This window comes from Actinomyces qiguomingii (genome assembly GCF_004102025.1).
Classification (GTDB): Bacteria; Actinomycetota; Actinomycetes; order Actinomycetales; family Actinomycetaceae; genus Actinomyces; species Actinomyces qiguomingii.
In genome coordinates this window covers 3,835,818-3,856,511 of the sequence record NZ_CP025228.1, presented here as the reverse complement: position 1 = coordinate 3,856,511, position 20,694 = coordinate 3,835,818, and the positions used below count along the sequence as shown (strand labels likewise).

12 protein-coding genes are annotated in these 20,694 nt (G+C 68.2%); 8 read left to right on the top strand and 4 right to left on the bottom strand.

Annotation, left to right across the window (positions count from 1 at the left end; all coding sequences use genetic code 11):
• Positions 1-16: 16 nt before the first annotated feature.
• From CWT10_RS16130 to CWT10_RS16120, 3 genes are all read right to left on the bottom strand, one after another.
• The gene (locus CWT10_RS16130) at positions 17-817 is read right to left on the bottom strand and encodes a transposase family protein (protein ID WP_103061754.1); all 801 of its coding nucleotides are present in this window, start codon (positions 815-817) and stop codon (positions 17-19) included.
• 109 nt (positions 818-926) lie between these two features.
• Positions 927-1,355: an ATP-binding protein gene (locus CWT10_RS16125; RefSeq protein ID WP_103061755.1), complete on the bottom strand. Its 429-nt coding sequence runs from the start codon at positions 1,353-1,355 to the stop codon at positions 927-929.
• A gap of 2 nt (positions 1,356-1,357) precedes the next feature.
• Positions 1,358-2,452: a DNA cytosine methyltransferase gene (locus CWT10_RS16120; RefSeq protein WP_103061756.1), complete on the bottom strand. Its 1,095-nt coding sequence runs from the start codon at positions 2,450-2,452 to the stop codon at positions 1,358-1,360.
• A 147-nt stretch (positions 2,453-2,599) separates the two neighbouring features.
• On the opposite strand from CWT10_RS16120, the gene CWT10_RS16115 reads away from it, so the two are divergent.
• The 7 genes from CWT10_RS16115 to CWT10_RS16085 all read left to right on the top strand — a co-directional run bounded on the left by CWT10_RS16115 (position 2,600) and on the right by CWT10_RS16085 (position 15,908).
• A complete protein-coding gene (locus CWT10_RS16115) occupies positions 2,600-5,419 on the top strand; it encodes a DUF1156 domain-containing protein (RefSeq protein ID WP_103061757.1) in 2,820 nt (939 codons plus the stop codon).
• A 1-nt stretch (position 5,420) separates the two neighbouring features.
• Positions 5,421-8,837, top strand: a complete 3,417-nt coding sequence (locus tag CWT10_RS16110) for a DUF499 domain-containing protein (RefSeq protein ID WP_103061758.1) — start codon at positions 5,421-5,423, stop codon at positions 8,835-8,837.
• Between the two features lies 1 nt (position 8,838).
• Positions 8,839-10,347 (top strand): ATP-binding protein, encoded by a 1,509-nt coding sequence (locus CWT10_RS16105; RefSeq protein WP_103061759.1) that lies wholly within the window; start codon positions 8,839-8,841, stop codon positions 10,345-10,347.
• A 3-nt stretch (positions 10,348-10,350) separates the two neighbouring features.
• A complete protein-coding gene (locus tag CWT10_RS16100) occupies positions 10,351-11,349 on the top strand; it encodes a PD-(D/E)XK motif protein (protein WP_103061760.1) in 999 nt (332 codons plus the stop codon).
• Positions 11,346-14,351, top strand: coding sequence for a Z1 domain-containing protein (locus CWT10_RS16095; RefSeq protein WP_103061761.1), 3,006 nt, complete (start codon positions 11,346-11,348; stop codon positions 14,349-14,351). The genes CWT10_RS16100 and CWT10_RS16095 overlap by 4 nt, the downstream gene beginning before the upstream one ends.
• A gap of 100 nt (positions 14,352-14,451) precedes the next feature.
• Positions 14,452-14,832 carry a very short patch repair endonuclease gene (locus tag CWT10_RS16090; protein ID WP_103061773.1) on the top strand — a complete coding sequence of 127 codons (381 nt, stop codon included), beginning with the start codon at positions 14,452-14,454 and terminating at the stop codon, positions 14,830-14,832.
• Between the two features lie 212 nt (positions 14,833-15,044).
• Positions 15,045-15,908 carry a winged helix-turn-helix domain-containing protein gene (locus CWT10_RS16085; protein ID WP_128683615.1) on the top strand — a complete coding sequence of 288 codons (864 nt, stop codon included), beginning with the start codon at positions 15,045-15,047 and terminating at the stop codon, positions 15,906-15,908.
• Positions 15,909-16,446: 538 nt separating this feature from the next.
• On the opposite strand, the gene CWT10_RS16080 is transcribed toward CWT10_RS16085, so the two are convergent.
• A complete protein-coding gene (locus CWT10_RS16080) occupies positions 16,447-19,551 on the bottom strand; it encodes a glycoside hydrolase family 2 TIM barrel-domain containing protein (RefSeq protein WP_103063654.1) in 3,105 nt (1,034 codons plus the stop codon).
• Positions 19,552-19,672: 121 nt separating this feature from the next.
• On the opposite strand from CWT10_RS16080, the gene CWT10_RS16075 reads away from it, so the two are divergent.
• A complete protein-coding gene (locus CWT10_RS16075; RefSeq protein WP_103063653.1) occupies positions 19,673-20,686 on the top strand; it encodes a LacI family DNA-binding transcriptional regulator in 1,014 nt (337 codons plus the stop codon).
• Positions 20,687-20,694: the final 8 nt, after the last annotated feature.

Genomic DNA, 20,694 nt, shown 5'->3' with positions numbered 1-20,694 from the left:
TAGTGAGCCTTTCTCATCAGAGGAGGTTGTTGTTCAGGTTGAGGATGACTAGGGCGGTGGCGGTGATTTTGGTGATGGCCGATGGGTCGAGGGTGACTCGCTTGAGGGCCTTGAAGCCCTTGAGCAGGGCGTTGGCTCTCTCGGCGGGGGCTCGCAGGTGGGCTTGGACTTGGTTGTAGGTCTGGTCGGCGGGGTCGGGCTTGGAGCCCTTGACGGGCGTCTTGATACCGATGCCGGCACCGGCGTACCCCTTGTCCGCCAGCGTCACTATGCCCTGGGCCGCTACCGGGTACAGGGCTGGCAGCACATGGGTACGGGCCGCCTCAATGTCGTGGACCGAGCCGGGCTCGACCGGCGAGGTCCACACCGGATAGCCGGTTGAGTCGGTAAGCACTTGGATGTTCCCGCCGAAGGCCTTGTGCTTGCCCGAGTACCACAGGTGGTATCCGGTGTCGGGGTCACGCTCGGCGACCCGGTCGGTGCGGATCAAGGTGCCGTCCAAGCACACAAACGGCTCCCCGTTGTCCTTGAGCCGACGTAGCACCTCGGGTAGGTCCGGCGCCTTTGAGGACACGACGTCCAGGGCCTCATGCAGGTACCGGTAAGCGGTGGCAGGGGACACGCCTGCGTCGCGGGCGATGCCGGCCACATCGGTGGCGTGGATCAGCCAGCGCAGCAGCATGACAGCCTGTACCCAGCTGGTGGCGGCCCGCTGCCAGGGACGCACATCATGACGACGGCGGTGGGCGGCGATCCACCGGGACACAGTCCGGGCAGTGGAAACTGGGACGTCGAGAGTGGCACGATAGGACAGCACGCGGGACCTCTTTCCGGGCTTGGTTTTTTGGTCGAAACACATGCTGCCGGAAGGCCCCGCGTGCACCCACCAACGACACACCCACCTTCCCGCACCACCCCAACGATCCCTAGCCCTCCTCCCTCAACCCCGGTGAGAAAGGCTCAGTGATCCGCGTCGCCGTCGATTCCCCGGTGCGGGCGGTCGTTACTTCAACGACTCTTCCGATGCCGAAGAGGGCGAGTTTGCCGAGCCCCTTCTTGCCGGACACCCAGCGCCTTCCGCTCTCGGTTTTCGCTGATTCCTGCGTCTGACGTCTATTCCTGCCGATGCGCAGGTACTTGTCGGCGACGTCCTGCCTGGACATCCCATGGCCGTCATCCGTGACGGTGATGGAGTGATCGGAGCCGATGATGACCTCTACCTGGGTTGCGTCGGCGTCGTATGCATTGGCCACGAGTTCCGCCACTGCGTTCGGAACGTGGGAGTACATGCGGATGCCGAGGTGCTCGATCGTCCTTGGGTCGAAACTCAGGGTGAGTGGCGGGACCGCGCTCATGGTTAGAACTCCTTCAGGATCCGGCGGGCGATGGCGGCGCCCAGGGGGATGGGGACGGCGTTGCCGATCTGGCGGGCGATGGCCGTGCGGGAACCGATGAAGCGGTGCGTCTCCGGGAAGCCCTGGAGGAGGGCGGCCTCGTAGTGGGTGATGGCGCGGTGTTCCACGGGGTGTAGGTAGCGGCCCTTCTCCGGCTTGAAGAACTCGGTGCGGATGGTCACCGAGGGTCTGTCCCAGTGCAGGCGCCCCATGACGTCCATGGAGCCGGTGGTGTGCCGCAGCCAGCAGGGCGCCTTCAGATGGTCCGGGAGGTTGCTCCGGTTGCCGCCCTCGGGGATGTTCTCGAAGCGCTCCCGCGATTGGTCGCTGTAGTTCCGGGAGATGTGCAGTTCCCGTGGGGAGAAGGCCCCGGGAACCTCCCGCGATCCCACTTGCGTGCGGACCTCGTCGAAGCGCGCGTCCATGTCCGGTTTCGCGGGCACGCCCCGCAGTGCGTCCCGCACTGTCTCATAGGGCTTCAGATCATTATCCCCGTTGGGGCTGTGCGTGGGTTCCGGGAATCCCGGCGCGCTCATGTCGCGATGGTGTCCAATGAGGACGGCGCGCTTGCGCGTCTGCGGGGCGCCGTAGTCGGCCGCGTTCAGCACGCGGAAGTCGAAGGAGTAGTCCTCCAGGAACCCACCGGGACTGGTGGCGTCCAGAAAGTCCCGGTACTGGGGGGACTTGCCGAAGGCGGGAACGTTCTCCACCACGAAGAACTTGGGCTCGGCCCTCCTGATGACCTGTGCGTACTGCTCCCAGAGCCGATTGCGCTCGTCCTCCGCGTCCTGCTTGCCGAGGGTGCTGAACCCCTGGCACGGCGGGCCGCCGACGACGACGTCGATCCCGCTCGGAACCGCGTCCTCGGCGAGCCAGTGCTGGATGGAGCCCGCGTAGACATCCGTGTCGGGGAAGGTCTCGTGGTAGGAGGCGGCGGCGTAGGGGTCCATCTCCACCGCGGCGACGCTCTGGAAGCGGTCCGACGCCTCGTGGAAGCCCGCGGTGAGTCCCCCGGCCCCCGCGAAGAGGTCGAGGACGCGGATCGTAGTGGAGCCCATGGAAACAGGTTAGCCGGCGCTTCTGACACTTATTCGAGGCGCGCGGGCGGGCGACAACTGTGATTCGTGTCGGAGGGCCGCCGTAGAGTAGGTCCAGTTCACAACCGCGGTGGATCCCCACGATCACCGCCGACCGGAAGGACGCCCGTGCCCAGGAAGCTCATCGAGGTGGCGCTGCCGCTCGACGCGATCAACAAGCAGTCGGCGCGGGAGAAGTCCATCCGCAAGGGACACCCCTCCACCCTGCACCTGTGGTGGTCGCGAAAGCCCACGGCAACGGCCCGGGCCGTGCTCTTCTCCCAGCTGGTGGACGACCCCTCCGAGCGCCGCCACGAGTTCCTGGAGGCGGCCCGTGCTGCTGGTGAGGCGGATCCCGAGGACGCCGCGGATCGGGCAGTGGAGGCCGAGCGCCGCCGCCTGTTCAACCTCATCACCCGCATGGTCGACTGGGACAACCTCACCGACGAGCACCTCATGCGCGAGGTCAGGGCGGAGATCCGCCGCTCGGCCGGGGAGGATCTGCCCGCCCTCCTCGACCCCTTCGCCGGCGGCGGCTCCATCCCCTTGGAGGCCCAGCGCCTCGGGCTGGAGGCCCACGCCTCGGACCTCAACCCGGTGGCCGTGCTCATCAACAAGGCCCTCATCGAGATCCCGCCGCGCTTCGCCGGCCGCGCCCCGGTCTTCCCGGGGTCCGACGACGCCGCGTCCACCTGGCCCGGTGCGCACGGCCTGGCGGAGGACGTGCGCCGCTACGGGGAGTGGATGCGCGAGGAGGCGTGGCGGCGCATCGGTCACCTCTACCCGCGGGCCGAGCTGCCAGACGGGACGACGGCAACCGTCATCGCCTGGATCTGGGCGCGAACAGTCACTTGCCCGAACCCCGCCTGCGGCATTGAGACGCCGCTCGTCTCGAAGTGGTGGCTCGGCAAGAAGAAGGGCAAGGAGGCCTACATCGTCCCCACGGTCGTCGGCGACCACGTCGAGTACTCCATCGGCCACGACCCCGCGCAGGCGCCGACGAAGGACGGCACAGTCAATCGAAACGGCGCCCGTTGTCTTGCTTGTGGGACCCACATTGACTTCGGTTATCTCCGTTCGGAGGCGCAGGAAGGTCGTATGGGGGCCGAGTTAACGGCCGTCGTAGCTGAAGGACATAACTCGCGTACGTACTTGGGGCCTGATGAGGGCCACGTTGCCGCGTCGCGGCAGGCGGTTCCATCGAGCGTGCCGGTGGGCGATCTGCCCGAGTCGGCATTGGGGTTCCGAGTGCAGGCCTACGGCATGTTGAAGTACTCCGATCTGTTTACTACGCGGCAGTTGACGGCGCTGACGACGTTCTCGGACCTGGTGGGGGAGGCGCGCGAGCGGGTGCTTCGTGACGCGCTCGCCGCCGGAATGGAGGAGGGCGACCGCCTCGAGGCCGGCGGCACCGGTGCGGCCGCCTACGCCGACGCCGTGGCGACGTATCTAGGTTTTGCCGTGTCCAGACTTACTGACTATTCGTCAGCGCTGAACACTTGGGCCAACAATCCGCAGATGGAGATACTCCGCAATGTGTTCGCGCGACAGGCTCTCCCGATGGCGTGGGACTTCGCCGAAGGCAACCCTTTCGCCACTTCTTCAGGGAGCTTGGCGATCATGCTCAAGGCCGTTTCGGAGGCGGTGAGTCGCGCACCCGCGAGCAGCAAGGCACACGTAGCGCAGACCGACGCAGCCTCACGGGACTACGAGGGTGCCGTTGTCTCGACCGACCCGCCCTACTACGACAACATCGGCTACTCGGACCTGTCCGACTTCTTCTACGTGTGGCTGCGCCGCTCCCTGAAGGACATCCACCCCTACCTGTTCTCCACCATGCTCGTGCCCAAGGCGGAGGAACTGGTCGCCAACCCCTACCGGCACGGCGGCAGGGACGGCGCGAAGGACTTCTTCGAAGACGGCTTCCGTGCCGTCTTCGCCCGCGCCCGCGAGGGCGCCAACCCGGACTACCCGATGACGGTCTACTACGCCTTCAAACAGTCCGAGACCACCGCCGACGGCCGCACCTCCACGGGTTGGTCCACCATCCTTGAGGGCATGATCGGCGCCGGCTGGACCATCACCGCCACCTGGCCCATGCGCTCCGAACGCGGCGGTCGCATGACCAGCATCGGAACCAACGCGCTCGCCTCCTCCATCGTCCTCGTCCTGCGGCCCCGCCCCGAGGACGCGCCCATGACCGACCGCCGCAGCCTCATGCGCGAACTGCGCAAGACCCTGCCCGACGCGGTCGAGACCCTGCGCAGCGGCGGCATCGCCCCCGTCGACCTCGCCCAGGCGGCCATCGGCCCCGGCATGAGCATCTTCTCCCGCTACGCCCGCGTCATCGGCCCCGACGGCACCGACATGACCGTCTCCGAGGCCCTCGCCCAGATCAACACCGTGCTCGACGAGGTCCTCAGCGAACAGGAGGGAGACCTCGACGCCGACACCCGCTGGTGCCTGACCTGGTACGACGCCCACGGCTTCACCGAGGGCCCCTACGGGGAGGCCGAGACTCTCGCCTCAGCCCGCAACGCCTCCATCGACGCCCTCAAGCGCTCCGGCATCCTCAACGCCGGCGGCGGCCGCGTCTGCCTCATCGCACCGTCCGACCTGCCCGACGACTACGACCCCCGCACCGACGACCGCATCTCCCACTGGGAGGTCGTCCTCCACCTCGCCCGCGCCCTGGACGCGCGCGGCATCGACGAGGCCGGAGGAATCCTCGCCGGCGCCGTAGAGCGCGGACTGGAGGCGGACATCCTCCAGTCCCTCGCCTACCGCCTCTACTCCCTCGCCGAACGCCACGGCTGGACCGAGGCCGGCCTCCTGTTCAACGCCTTGGGCGGCTCCTGGCCCGAGATCGCCGTCGCCGCCCGCGCCGGAACGACCGGCGGCCAGGACATCCAGACCGCACTCGACCTCGACACCCCGGAGGAGCACTGACATGCCCGCCCCATCCAATCGCGCCCGGGTCGGCCGGGCCATAGAGATCGTCGCCGGCGCCCTGGAGCCCTGGCTCAACGGCGTCGTCTCCCCGAAACTGCCACCGGGTGTCGCCTGGACCGACCTGCTGGCCCAGAAGGACGGCCGCACGGACAGGACCTACAGTCCCTCCGACCTCCAGTGCCAGCTGCGCCTCATCACCGAGCGCATGGGAAACTTGGGCTTCGTCGTCAGCGGCGTCCTGTCCCGCGGCGAGCAGAACCTCGCCGGCGAGCTGCGCGACATCCGCAACAACTGGGCCCACAACAACCCCTTCAGCGCCGATGACACCTACCGCGCCCTCGACACCGCGGAGCGCCTGCTGCGGGCCGTCAACGCCCCCGCGGAGGCGGACCAGATCCGCAGGATGAAGCAGGACAGCCTGCGTCACGCATACGATGCCGCCACCAGGCGCGACACCCGCGCCACCGCCGTCGCCATGCCCGACCTGGGGGAGAGGGGCCTAGCCCCCTGGCGGGACGTCGTCCGCCCGCATCCCGACATCCTCTCCGGCGACTACGGCCAGGCCGAGTACGCCGCCGACCTGCACCAGGTGGCACACGGCCAGGGGTCCGAGGAGTACGTCGACCCCGTCCGCTTCTTCGAACGCACCTACCTCACCCAGGGGCTCAAGACCCTCCTGAGGATGACCGCCCGGCGGCTGTCCAAGGACCCCAACGCCCAGGCCGTCGTGAACCTCCAGACCACCTTCGGCGGAGGCAAGACCCACTCCATGCTGGCCGCCTGGCACCTAGCCGGCGGGACACCACTCGAACAGCTCCCCCAGGACGTGCAGGAACTGCTCTCCTCCACCGGAATACCGGAGAACGTCAGGCGCGTCGCCATCGTCGGCAACGAGATCTCCCCCGGACAGCCCACCAGGAAGCCCGACGGCACCGTCGTACACACCCTGTGGGGCGAACTCGCCTGGCAGCTCGGCGGTGCCGAGGGCTACGCCCGGATCGAACAGGCCGACCGCACCGGCACCAACCCCGGCGCGGCACTGCGCACCCTCATCTCCGATAACGCCCCTGCCCTCATCCTCATCGACGAATGGGTCGCCTACGCGCGCGGACTTTACGGACGCGAGGGCCTGGCCGGAGGCAGCTTCGACACCCAGTTCACCTTCGCCCAGGAACTCACCGCCGCCGTCCAGGGCGTACCAGGAGCCCTCCTGCTCGTCTCCATCCCCGCCTCCGACATCCGCGAGGACGGCACCGTCACCCGCGCCTCCGAACTGGAGATCGGCGGCGACGGCGGCCGTGAGGCCCTCCAACGGCTCCAACACGTCGTGGCCCGGGTCGCCCACAATTGGAGCCCCGCATCCTCCGGCGAGAGCTTCGAGATCGTGCGCCGACGCCTGTTCACCGACCTGGACGCCGACGGCATCCGCAAACGCGACGCCACCGTCAAGCGATTCGTCGAGTACTACCGGGGACACCGCGGCGAACTGCCCACCGAGACCTTCCAACCCGACTACGAGCGGCGACTGCGCGACTCCTACCCCATCCACCCCGAACTGTTCGACCGGCTCTACGGCGACTGGTCCTCCCTCGAGCGGTTCCAGCGCACCCGCGGCGTCCTGCGCCTCATGAGCGCCGTGGTCCACTCCCTGGCGCAGGCCGGCGACGACGCCCCACTCATCATGCCCGGCTCCATCCCCTTCGACGACGCCGCCGTGCGCGACGAGATCGCCGGCTACCTCGACGACGCCTGGCGCACCATCATCGAGACCGACGTCGACGGCGAGAACGCCACCCCCCTGGGCATCGACCGCGACCGGCAGCTGTTCGGAAAACGGGCACTGACCCGGCGTATCGCCCGCACACTCTTCCTCGGCTCCGCGGCCACCCTGGACACCGCCCACAAGGGCATCGACAGGCAGCGCATCTTCCTCGGAGTCGCCATGCCCGGGGACACGCTCGGCAACTTCGGCTCCGCCCTGCAACTGCTCACCGACCGCGCGACCTACGTCTACACCCAGGGGACCCGCAGCTGGTACGACCGGCAGCCCTCGCTCAACCGCATGGTCACCGACCGGGCCGCATTCATCGACGCCGCCGACGTGTCCGGAGCCGCCGTCGCCATGCTCCGCGGAATCGCGGTCGCCGGCCGGGCGCCAGAGTTCGCTGACGTCATAGTCGCCCCGACATCCACGGGGGACGTGCCCGACGCGCAGGAGGCGACCCTGGTCATCCTCGGACCCGGCCACACCGTCGTCGCGAGGAACGGCAGAGGCTCCCAGCCGGCCGGGCCCGGCCGGGACTTCACCGAGGAACTCCTGCGCAACCGCGGATCCGCCCCCCGCAGCAACGTCAACGCCCTGATCGCCGTCGCCCCCGAAGAGGGACGCTGGGCGGACGCCGAGCAGGCGCTCCGCATCCACATGGCCTGGTCGCAGATGGCCGAGGAGGCCTCGATCCGCGACCACGACCTCACGGTCAGCCAGGCCGACCAGGCGCGGCGCAAGGCCCAGGAGACCCGGGGCGCCGCCGAACGCGCCGTCGCGGCCGCCTGGATCTGGGCCCTCTACCCGGTCCAGGACGACGGTTCCCGCCCGCCCGAGATCGAGGCGCTCAGGATCGAGGGCGAGGAGCAGCGGATCGCCGTCCGGGCCGGGACCAGGCTCGGCAAGCAGGACCTCATCCTCACCGCCCTCACCCCGACCGGCATCGCGCTGGAACTCCAGGGCCCGAACCTGCGTGCCAAGTGGAACGAGGGGAGGATCGCCGTCGGTGAGCTGTGGTCCTACTTCACCCGGTACCCCTACATGCCGCGCCTGCGGGACAAACGGGTACTGCTGGACGCCGTCGCCTCCGTCATGAACGACATCGGCTGGGAGAGCGTCGGATTCGCGCTCGCCGCCGACTACGACGCCTCCCATGGCGACTTCATCGACCTGCGCCTCCCGCTCGAGGACGAGGCGCCGCGGATCACCGACACCACTCTCCTCGTCTCGCCCGCGCTCGCCCGCGCCCAGCGCGGCCGCGAGGAGGAGGAACGGGCGGCCGTGGCGGGCGACACCGAGACCGCGTCCGCCGAGACCGACTCGAACACGGCGACACGGCGCGCCACTACCGGTGCCGCCGCTCCGCGAGGTGGTGGGGCGGCTACCTCCCCGACCGAGAGGCCCCGCGTGGCCAACGCCAGGTTCAAGGGCGTGGCCGAGATCGACCCCGGAAGGGACGTCGCCGCGCAACTCGCGCAGCTCGCCGAGGAGGTGATCGCCCACCTGCGGGCGGGAGGCGCGGACGCCCTCAGCATCGAGGTGGACATCGAGGCCAGTCGCTACAACGGATTCAACGCCGACACCGTACGCACGGTCACCGAGAACGCGCGTACGCTCGGCATCAAGCCGGGACGATTCACGGAGGAGTGACATGGAGGCCATCACCGCCGTCTCATCGAGGACTGTCCCGCCGGATCCGTCGATCGCCGACGCCCTGGGAACCCACCACGAACTCCCCACGGCGCTTGCCGACCTCGTGGACAACTCCATCGACGCCGGCGCCGCCAACGTGCGCATCCGTATCCTCACCGAGGACGACTTCGTCACCGGTCTGCTCGTGATTGATGACGGCCGCGGCATGGACGACGGCGGCATCGACACCGCCATGGCACTGTCCCGGCGACGCGACTACGGAGCCACGGACCTCGGACACTACGGACTCGGACTGAAGGCGGCCTCCCTCAGCCAGACCGACACACTCGACGTCTACGCCCGTGCCATCGGCGGCGTGCCCGTGGGGCGTCGCATCACCAAGGACGAGCCGACCCGCGTGCACACGCTCGATGCCGCACAGGTCGGCAGGGTCCTCGACGGCCCACTGGTACGTACAGGCGGCGGCGCACCCATGAGCGGGACAGCCGTCCACTGGACCGGATTCCACAACGCCCTCACCTCCCCGGACCGGGACGAGCGGCGCTCCTGGATCAGCGGGCTCGTAGAGGACGTCCGCGACTACCTCGGACTCGTGTTCCACCGGATCATCGATCGCGGCGCGGTCGAGATCACCGTTGACGAGTACGACCCCGAATCGGCGCAGGCCGGACCCGCGCGCAGGGTGCGGGCACTGGATCCGCTCGCCCTCGGCGTCACCGCCGTGCACCCACATCGGCTCATGGGAGAGGTGGGCCGAATCCCCTTCGGCCTCACGGCCGTCATCCTCACCGACGGCGCCCTGAACGCCCCCGGAGTGATGGCGTCGCAGCGGCTGTCCTCGGCGGAGGGTGGGCAAGGCCTGTACGTCTACCGCAACGACCGCCTGCTGCAACTCGGCGGCTGGAACTCGCTCACCGAGGGCGGAAGGGACTACGAGAACCTGCGCATCGGCATCAACGTAGGCGATGCCCTGCTGGACGTGGTCCGCATCAACCCCGAGAAGAGCGGCGTAGTCCTGGAGCCGGAGATGCGTCGGGCCATTCACGACGCAGTGGGTGAGGATGTCGGCACGTTCACGGATCTGCTGGCGTCCGCGCGCAGCGCCGCCGTGGCGGGCCGCAGGCGGGAGAGACGCCCGATCGAGCTGGTCGAGCCCACCAGAGGCCTCGATCGGGACGTGTACGACGTCATCGGGGACTCCGTCGAATTCGCCGCGGCGGACCCCATCGCGATCCGCTGGGAGCGCATGCCCGCCGGCCGCCTGGTCGAGCCGGACATCGAGCGGCGTGTCCTCCGGCTCAACGACCGCTACCGCCACGTGTTCTCCACGAGCACCGACCCGGAGGACGCCCCACTGCTCAAGACGCTCGTATACATGCTCTACTCCCGGTTCTTCGAGGGATCATTCCTTGGCGCGCGGGAGAAGCGGGAGGTCGCCGCATATGAGCGGATCATCAACGCCGCCCTCGCCGATGAACTCCTGCGGCGCGGTGCGGAGGAGGATTAGTCAATGGACGATCACGCGGGCGAGTCCAACGCCCTGACGCCCGAGACCCTGGCCGCATACATCGACGCCGGGATACCCACCGAGCAGAGACTCGCGGATGCGCCCATCTGCATACTCGGTATCGATCCGCCGCGCAGAGAACTGACTCTGCGCACACCCGCCACGGAGGCGGACATCGACGTCTCCGCCTACCGGATGATCCGCACCGACCTGTTCGAGGAGCCCGGGGACGAGACCGTTTGGTTCCGGGTCACCGTCGACGCCGAGGGCGTCGAGTACGAGGCGTACTCGCTCCTACAATCGGTGGCCGACCAGCTTCAACAGGGCGACGACATGGAACGCGCCCTGCACGTGGCCCTGGACGCCTACCGGGGGCTGCTCTCACGCGCGCCGCGGCTGAGCGAGGACCAGGAGACCGGACTCTTCGGTGAACTGATCGCCCTCAACCGACTGATCGACGGCGTCGGAGAGAGCAGAGCCCTTGCCGCCTGGTTGGGCCCGCAGTCGGAGGAGCACGACTTCGTGCTCGGAGACTGCGACGTCGAGGTCAAGACCACCCGGAGCGAGCGCCGCGTCCACGTCATCCACGGGCTCGGGCAACTCGCCCCCACGCCTGGACGGCCGTTGTATCTGATGTCCGTGCAGGTCACGCGGGCGGGCGCCTCCGATTCCGGCGCCACCCTCCCCGGCATGATCGAGCGCATCCGCCGCCGACTGCGTGCCGGGCGCATCGACTTCGACGACAAGCTCACCGAGTTCGGCTGGGAGGACGCGCGCGCGGACCGGCTCTACCCGACGCGCCTGCTCCTCCGCAGTGAGCCGCGCTTCTACGCCGTCGACGACGACTTCCCGGCCATCACCTCGGCCGGACTCGGCCGCATCCTGAGCCGACCCGAGCTGGTACGAAGCATCGACTACCGAATCGACGTCACCGACCTCGCCCCCGAGGAGGCACCGCCCGTCGAGTTCGGTGCGCAGGTACAGGAGGAGCCGCAGCCATGAGCGTGGACCAGTACGACAAGGCCCTGGAGCAGGCCCTCACTGGCATGAGCGATCCGAGAGACCTGCATCCCATCGTGTCGGTCTTCCTTCCGACCGGCGAGACGATCGCCCGCGAGGAGATCCCGGACCTCATCCTGGATGCGGACCGCAACGCCCCCGGAAGACGCAAGTTCCACATCCGACTCAGCGAATGGGATGCGGAAAAGGATGCGGCCTGGACCGACGGAACCGCCGCGCGCACGCCCGAACGACGAGCACTCATCATGCGACTGCTGGGGATCAGCGACGATGCGGTCGAGCGCATCCGCGAGGCCTTCCCCGTCTTCGCCGACAGGACCACCGTCATCGCCGCCCCGGACTGGACACCCTGGTACGACGAGGAGCGGCGGGGCGCGCATCACTTCTACTGGGACGGTTACCGGTCGCTGCTCGAGAGCCGACTGCCGGCGGAGTCGGTCGCGGACATCGACGCCGCCACGACCGACATCGTGAGACGGCTCGCCGACCCCGCGGGGAGCGAGGCGTACCAGTCGAAGGGTCTGGTCGTAGGACACGTACAGAGCGGCAAGACCGCCAACTTCACCGGCGTCATCGCCAAGGCCATCGACGCGGGATACCGGTTGATCATCGTGCTGACCGGGACCGTGGAGATCCTCCGCTCCCAGACCCAGCGGCGGCTCGACATGGAACTCATCGGAAGGGAGAACATCCTCGGCGGGATCGACGAGCGGGACGAGGACCTCCTGGCCGACGTCGACTACGTCAGCAACGACGACGCCGACTGGAGGGCCGGGAGATTCGTCTCCTACGGGGCCGGATTCACCAATGCGGGGGTCCCGGCGATACGCCGCCTGACCGGGGCCAAGGACGATTACGAGATGCTCAGGGCCGGTCTTGATGCGCTCGATCCGCGGGCGGGACACGAGCTCAGCGACCCCGCCAGGCCCATGTGGCACCCGGACAACATCCACCGCACCGACGTGCGCATCGCCGTGGTTAAGAAGAACAAGGCCGTACTGACCAAGCTGGTCAACGATCTGCGACGGATCAAGGCGCGCACGACGGAGATACCCGCGCTTATAATCGACGACGAGGCAGATCAGGCCTCCGTCAACACGGTGAACCCGAAGAAGAGCGGGCAGAAGCAGAGAACGGCGATCAACAGGCTGATCGCCGAACTCATGCGCATGCTGCACCGGGCCCAGTACGTCGGCTACACGGCCACGCCCTTCGCGAACGTGTTCATCTCGCCGGAGGACGCCGAGGACGTCTTCCCGCGTGACTTCATCGTCAGCCTGGGCGCCCCGAAGGAGTACCGGGGAGGGCGGGCCTACCACGACTTCGAACAGCTCACGTCCGAGGAGAGGAAGGACCCGGCCGTTTCGAACGAGTGCGCCTTCGTCCGCGACCTGCGGGGCGATGACGACGTCGACCCGAAGCGGGTGGATGAGGAACTGCTCGGTGCCCTGGACGCGTTCGTCCTGACCGGGGCGATCAAACTCTGGAGGGCCGAGGTCAGGCCCGAGTTGGCGGGCTCCTTCCGCCATCACACCATGCTGGTGCATGAATCCGTCAAGCAGGCCGAGCACGCCGAACTGGGGGACCGGATCCGGGGTCTGTGGCGGCGGGCGGGATACGGAGCGCCCGCAGCCATGAATCGACTGCGCCGACTCTTCGACGAGGACTTCATGGTGGTGTCTGCGGCTCGACAGTGGGAGGAGAACCTGCCCCAACCCGACTCCTTCGACGACGTGGCACCGTTCATCGGCGAGGTGCTCGACCTCGTCATGGCGGGCGGCGCAGATCCCGTCGTCATCGTCAACGGCGACAAGGATCAGCAGTACAACCAGGTCGACTTCCAGCGGGACAGGGTCTGGCGGATCCTCGTCGGCGGCACCAAGCTCAGCCGCGGATTCACGCTGGAGGGACTGACCGTCACCTACTTCAAGCGGCGTGCCGCCCAGGCGGACGCCCTCATGCAGATGGGCCGGTGGTTCGGCTACAGACCCGGATACTCCGACCTGGTCCGGCTCTACATGGCCCGGCAGATCAAGGGCCCCAGAGGAGCCGTCTACGACCTCTACGACGCCTTCGGGGCGATCATGCAGGACGAGGAGCAGTTCCGCGACCAGTTGGCGACCTTCGCCAGGATCAAGGAGGACGGCCGCCCCGCCGTCAAACCGATCGACGTCCCGCCATTGGTGTTCCAACAGCTGCCCTGGTTGCGCCCCACCGGCCGCAACAAGATGTACAACGCGAAGCTGGACTTCAGCGGCATCGGGGGCGTACTTCAGGACTTCCCGCGGCAGCCTGATCGCGGGGACGGCGGCACGAACAAGCGGCACTTCGAACTCGTGCGCCCCTGGTTCGAGCGCGACCTGTTCGGTCCGGTCGAGGAGTTCGAGTACCGGGATCCCCGTGGGAACAAGAGGCGCACGTTCAAGGGGCGGGTGGCCGTGGTTCCCGCAGAGGAGATGCTGAGCGTGCTGGCGGGCTTCGAGTGGGTGGAGAAGTTCGACTTCACCCCCACGCTGGAGATGATCCGCCGGGCGATGGCCGAGGGGAAGCTGGAGGACTGGGCCGTGCTCCTGCCCCTGCTGGAGGGGGCGCCGGAGAAGACGGTGGATGGGCTTCGTATACCTATGCTCAGGCGCACCCGCCGCCCCGATCGCGGGGGCTTCTCCGGAAGCTCATTCCGTCAGCGCGACGCCATCGAGACGATCGCCGGGAAACCCGATGCGATTGGTGAGCATTCCCCGGGCGGCGATGCGGCCCTCGCATACCGGACCAGGACTCGGGGCTCCATGCTCCTTACCTTCGCCGCCGATCCGAAGGGCAGGGCGGAGAGAACGCCGAGCCGCATGCCGGAGGAGATGACTGCGGCGGACACCGCCACGATCTTCTCCCTGGCGCTGCCCTACGAGGCCGCGCCCAAGGGCCGAATCGCGTTCAGCGTCAGACGCAGGGACAGGAGCGATGACCCCGTCGTCGACGCCGACTGAACCCGGACCGGCGGCGGATCCGGAACCCGGTGGGCCGCGCCCGACCCGAGCGGAGCGGACGACGGACTCCTGGGCGTCGTCGCCGGGGGTGGCCAGATCCATGCGCTCCAACACGCATCGGGACACGCGACCTGAGCTCGCGATCCGGCATCTGCTGTACGCCCGGGGGCTGCGTTACCGGGTGGACATGGCGCCGTGGCGCAACAAGCGCAGGCGCGCGGACATCGTCTTCACCCGGCAGCGCCTGGCCGTGTTCATAGACGGCTGCTTCTGGCACGGCTGCCCCGAGCACGCGACCCTGCCCGTGACCAATGCCGACTATTGGCGGCCCAAGCTCGCCAAGAACATCGAGCGGGACCGCGAGACCACGGCCATGGCCGAGGCTGAGGGCTGGCGGGTGCTGCGCATCTGGGAGCACGTGCCGCCCGAGGAGGCCGTACGGCTCATCGTCCGTGCCCTCGAGGCGGACCGGGACGAGTGACGCATTGACGGGTCGCACGACTCACTGCTCTCAGTGACACCCTCACTGACATCACTGAGGCGCTCACTCTAGAAAGTGACGCCCTCACTCTAGAAAGTGAGACTCTCACTGACGTGCACTGAGCGTGTGGTTGACGAGGAACTTCAGGGACACGTCGCCCTCATCGCCGGCCTGTTGACGGGCGCACCTTCGCAGACCTCGATCCGGACCTGGTGAGCCGCACGGTGGAAAGGGTGCGGGCAAGCGGCTCGCGTGCACTCGCCGGGCTCGCTCCGGACGATCACGCACCCGCATTGCAGAGGCTCAACGCGCTTACGGCCGACGGCACTCCCACCCCGGCCGGCTATCTGGCTCTCGGTACTTGCCCTCAACAGGAGTATCCCCGGCTGACCACCGATGCAACCGTCCATCCTGGTACCGCCAAGTCCCAGGACCCCTCCATCAGATTCCTGGACCGCCGTAACTGTGATGGTCCACTGCCGCAGGCGATTGACGACGCCGTACACACCGTCATGCGCAACCTGCGCACGCGTCGAATCGTTGAAGGGAGCCGTGGCGCCGACATTCCCACTCCTGACTGCAGCACATCGACGATCGACCACGTAGTCGTTCGCCTTGATCGCTTCGGCCTCATGGATCCGGAGACGGAGGAATGGCTGGGGACGTTGCCCGGACGATCCGGCTTCTCTCGCAACCACGAGGCCGCGCTCGCCCTGGCCAGACGGAATGGCACCGTGAGTGTGGTCGATCTGCGTGACAGCCTGGGACTCGACTCTGACGACTGCCGTGGTGTTCTCGCGCAGCTTGTGGCCGACGGTTTCCTGGTGGGTGTGAATGACGGCCCCTATGCGCTCACCGATAAGACAAGGAGCGTTGAGGCGACGGGAGCTGAGCGGGAGATCCTTGCCGTCCTGAGTGCGGAAGAAGCTCTTTCCATTCGGGATGTAGCAAAGGCCACCGGTAAGACGCTCACTGCGCTTCGGCCCGTGCTGCGAGAACTCGTCGAGCGTGGCCTGGTGGTCGCGACGGCGCCGCCCACGAGCCGCAGCCGTAAGTACCTGCTTGCAGGCGGGTGACAGTTAAGGATCGCGCTGGCCGGTGGGGCCGGGTTGTCTCTCCCGGCCCCACCGGCTTTGGCGGTGAGGTGGCCGCGTCCGGGGGTTCCCACGTCCCCGGGGGCTCTGCCTCCTTCGCCGGAGCGGACTGGCGCGGGCTCCCATGTACCCGGCCTGGTTCTCGGTGGTGGGTCGGTCTTCGGGCTCCCCAACCCTCGCGACCCGCACCGTCCGGCGGCAGGAGTTATATAACCTGCTTCGCCTGGGTGATCACCCCTGTCAGACCTTGGAAAACACGGGGAAGTTGTGCCCGCCCGGGACCGCCCCCGGCACGCCGCAGGCCCAGCAAGCACAGCAGGCGCCGCGGGCACAGCAGGCCCCAGCGTGCGGCAGGCCCAGCCCCAGCAGACCCAGCAGGCGCGGCAGGCACAGCAGGCCCCGGCACGCGGCAGGCCCAGCCCCAGCAGACCCAGCAAGCAAGTGGACAACGGTCTGCAGCCAGCAGGCGACCGCCGACGGGAGGTCTGGCCAATCGAGATCGCAGAAGACTCGTATCGGTTTACGCTCCACTTCCAGATGCCTCGGGCATCTTGGGCGCTGCAAGGGTTTCGGGTGCGCCGAACGCCGCCTCGCCGGTGTCCTCGACCAAGGTCTGTGCGCCCGCCTCGGCGGTGCCGTCCAGCGGGATGAGGTCGAAGGCGAAGGCAAAGTCCTCCAGTCGGGTCCGGTGGGCGCCCAGCGCTTTAGGGCCCCGGGAGTCGGTGCCGAGTGCGAGCACGCGATGATTTATGTTCACCGTGACGGTCTCCCGCGCCACCAGATCGGTGCGGTGGCGGGCTGCGTCAATGTCCCGGCACGTCCACGGCCACACCGAGAAGTCGAAGTCCTGTGGCGACTTGGCCGCCAGCGGGGTGCGGGCCACCCCCAGGCCGACGCCGTGGGCGTCGGTGAGAGTCAGCCAGCGCACGCCGCCCCGGTTGGCGCAGTCCTGCGGCACCGTGTATGGGGTCTGCATCTCCTCCACGCTGGCGCTCCACCTGCCCAGCACGGCCGCGGCGCAGGAGTCGGGGGAGTTGTCGCCCGGCCCGAGCCCCAGCCACTCGACTTGCCGGGCGTAGCCGGGGGCCTCCAGGGTCAAGCCGATGCGCGGAATGGGGTCGTGGTAGTCGCCCCAGGCGCGGCCGATGGCTGTGATCCCTACCGTCGCCCCGGTGATCGTGTAGGTCAGATCCACCTCGAAGCCGAAGGTCTGGGCGGGTGGCCCGATTATCTGCGCTACTTTGACGACGACGGCGTCCCCCTCCCGGCCAAGTGCCACCGACCGGGTGGAGCTCTGCATCAGCCGCAAATGGCGTTGGGCCCACAGCGCAGCGAAGTCCTGGAGGCGGCTGTCGGCCAGCGGAGTCCAGAAGCCGACGGCGGGTGGAGCATTCAGCACCGACCTGCCGCCACGCACCCAGGAGGTAAGGACGCCGGTTACGGTGTCGAAGCGGAGCTCCTGGTCCGCGCCGGTGATGACGACCTCGTCCCCCTGGGGGCGCGCCTCCATGCGGGAGGTGCCCGGGCGCAGGTGGGCGGCGGCGTCGGGGCGGGCGTTATCGGCGACGACGAATTGATAGACGCCCAGCTCATAGCCCTCCGGCGCCCAGGCAGTAGCGGCCGTTGAGCGCACACGTACCCGCAGGTGGGTCAGGCCCTGCGGGGCGGCGTCCACCGGCAGGACCTGGCGCATCTGCTGCTGCGGGGCCAGCGGGCCGGGCTCGATCCGGCCCAGCGGCTCGGCCACGCCGTCGACGATCCGCTCCAGGTCAAGGACCACATCGGCGGCGTCGGAGAAGAATCGGCCGTTGCGCACCCACAGCGCGCCGGCGTCCCAGCGCACCCCGATCGGGCAGATAACCTGCTTGTACTCGACCAGCCCCGGGCTCGGCTCCTGCCAGGGGAAGACGAGCCCGTCGGCACAGAAGTCGGAGTTGTTTAGGCAGTCGCCGTGATCGCCTCCGTGCCAGCCGTAGGAGTGGTACTCGCGGCCGTCCGCGGTCCGCGCCGCCAGCCCCTGGTCGCACCACTGCCAGACGAACTGGCCCTGAATGGAGTCCCAACGGTCGATGACTCGCTGGTACGCGGCCAGGCCCCCGGGGCCGGCGCCCATCGCCCACCCGTACTCGCTCAGTATGCGCGGTTTGAGATGCGGGTGCTGGCCGAAGTCATTCAGTTGGGCGATGCTCGGGTACCTGGTGGAGATCAGGTCCACACATTCGGCGTCCCGGCCCTGCTCGTAGTGCACCGGCCGCGCATCCAACTCCTTGCAACGAGCGTACATGGCGCGGACATTGCGGTCGACGCCGGAGTCGCTGCCCAGCGACCAGGCCACGATGCAGGCGTGATTGCGCTCCTGGAGCACGAGCCGCTCGATACGGTCCACGAAGGTCGGCTCCCAGGCGGGATCGTCGGAGATGCGGGAGATGTCGCCGGAGTTGTCGAAGTCGTGGGTCTTCAGGTCGGTCTCCGCCAGCACCAGCAGGCCCAGTTCGTCGCACAGCTCGTAGAAATGCGGGTCATTGGGGTAGTGACAGGTGCGAACCGCATTGATGTTGTGCAGCTTCATCAGCTCCAGGTCACGGCGCATGTGCTCCACACTTACCGCCCGGCCGCGGCGGTCGTCGTGGTCGTGGCGATTGACGCCGCGCATCTTGAAGTAGGCGCCGTTGAGCAGCAGACATCCGCCGGCGATGCTTACCTCCGCCAGCCCCAACCGGTGCGGCACGGTCTCGGTAACGGTGCCGTCGTGATCATGCACGGACAGGCTCAGGTCGTACAGCACGGGGGACTCAGGGGTCCAGGTGAGCGCACCGGACACGTGCACAGTGCCGGGGGTGGTGTCGGTGGCCGTGCCCTCCAGGCGGGTGCCGTCCGGTCCCGTGAGGGTCAGCTGCACTTCACGGGCGGAGTGCGTACGGACCGACACCGTCACCTCCGCACCGCCGTCGCTGGTCAGGTGAGTGGTGACGTGGAAGTCCTCCAGCCGCACTGGCGGACGCACCAGTAGGTAGACGTCGCGGAAGATGCCCGATGCCCGCCACAGGTCCTGGCCCTCCACATAGGTGCCGTCGCTGAACTGCTGCACCTTCACGGCAAGTAGATTGGAGCGGCGCGTCAGCAGCTCGGTGACGTCGAACTCGGCGCTGAGGCGGGAACCCTTGGTCATGCCGACGAACTCGCCGTTGAGGTAGATCTCCGCATAGGACTCCACACCGTCCAGTCGCAGCACGGCGCGCTCGCCCGGCGCCAGGTCCGGGCGATGCAACTCCCGCTGGTAGACGGCGGTGGGATTGTGGGAGGGGACCTCCGGCGGCCTTACCGGGAAGGGGAGACCCTCGTCGGGGCCCCGCAGCGGGCCCAACCCGTCGACCTGCCACAGGTGGGGGACGCGCACCCGTCCCCATTCGGGATGGGGTGCGGCCAAGTGCTCGGCGTGCACCCGTCCGGGTGCGTCGAAGAGGCGGAAGAACCACAGCCCGGTCAGGTCAGTGAATCCGTGGGACCGGGTGCGGTCGCGCGTGGCGGCCGCCTCGGGGGAGTCGTATCCGAAGAAGTAGGCCCGGGCCGGCAGGCGGTTCCGGTGCGGCAGGGCCGGGTTCTCCCAATCGTTCGCATGCGCCATCGACGTGCTCCTTAGACATGGAACCGCTTCCATTCGTGTGGAAGCGGTTCCACAATGTAGGAGGATGTTTCGGAGAACGCAAGTGGCTGCAAGAATCGAGATGTTCTAGCAGGATGGCCTTGTGACTTCCCTGAGCAGACGCGTAACCATCGCCGACGTCGCCCGGGCCGCCGGCGTGGCGCCGTCGACGGTCTCCCGCGCCCTGAACGGATCGCCCAATTGCACCCCGGCCACGCGTGAACGCGTCATGCGCGCCGTGGCGGAGACCGGATTCGTGGTCAACCGTCGGGGCCGCGCCCTGGCAGTGGGGCGCTCCGAGGCGATCGCCCTGCTATTCACCGATCCCTTGGCCGAGCTGTTCGCGGATCCCACCTATGCGCGCCTGTGCGATGGGATCGTCTCTCGGCTCTCCGATGGGCCGAACCTGCCGATGATCCTGGAGGCGGCCACGCCCACCGAGCGCAGGCGCGTGTTGGAGCACGTCGGGCGTGGTGCGGTGGACGCCGTCATCGTCATTACGCCGTACGCGGGATCCGAGCTGCTGGACCGACTCGCCGAACTGAAAGTGCCGGTGGTTCTTTGCGGCCAGTTGGAGGGGGACCCCTACCGGGGGGTGTTCTCCACCGTCTATTCCGACGACGTCGCAGGAGCCGTCCTGGCCGCCCGAGCCCTGGAGGGGGTGGGGCGGGAAGAGTTCATCAGCATTATGGGCCCGGCCGAGACCCCGGTCTCCGCCGACCGTCTGCGCGGCTACCGACACGTGCTCGGTCTTCGCCTGGGCGAGGATCGGGTAGTGCACACCGGATGGGACCAGCTCAGCGGACACCGTGCCATGCGTGAGATTCTGGCCCACGGAATCGGATTCGACGCGGTGCTGGCGGGCTCGGACCGCATAGCCGTGGGGGTTATTGAGGCCCTGCGGGATGCCGGACGGGATGTGCCCGGCGAGGTCTCGGTTGTCGGCTTCGACGACCACCCCCTGGCGGCTCAGTACGAGCCGGCGATCACCACGGTGCATCAGCCACTGCGGGAGGAGGGGGAACGCGCCGCCGAACTGGCCCTGGAGATGATTGACGGCGCGGCGTCGCGGACCGTGGTCATGGACATGCACCTGGTGGAGCGGGACACGGTATGAGTGCCGGT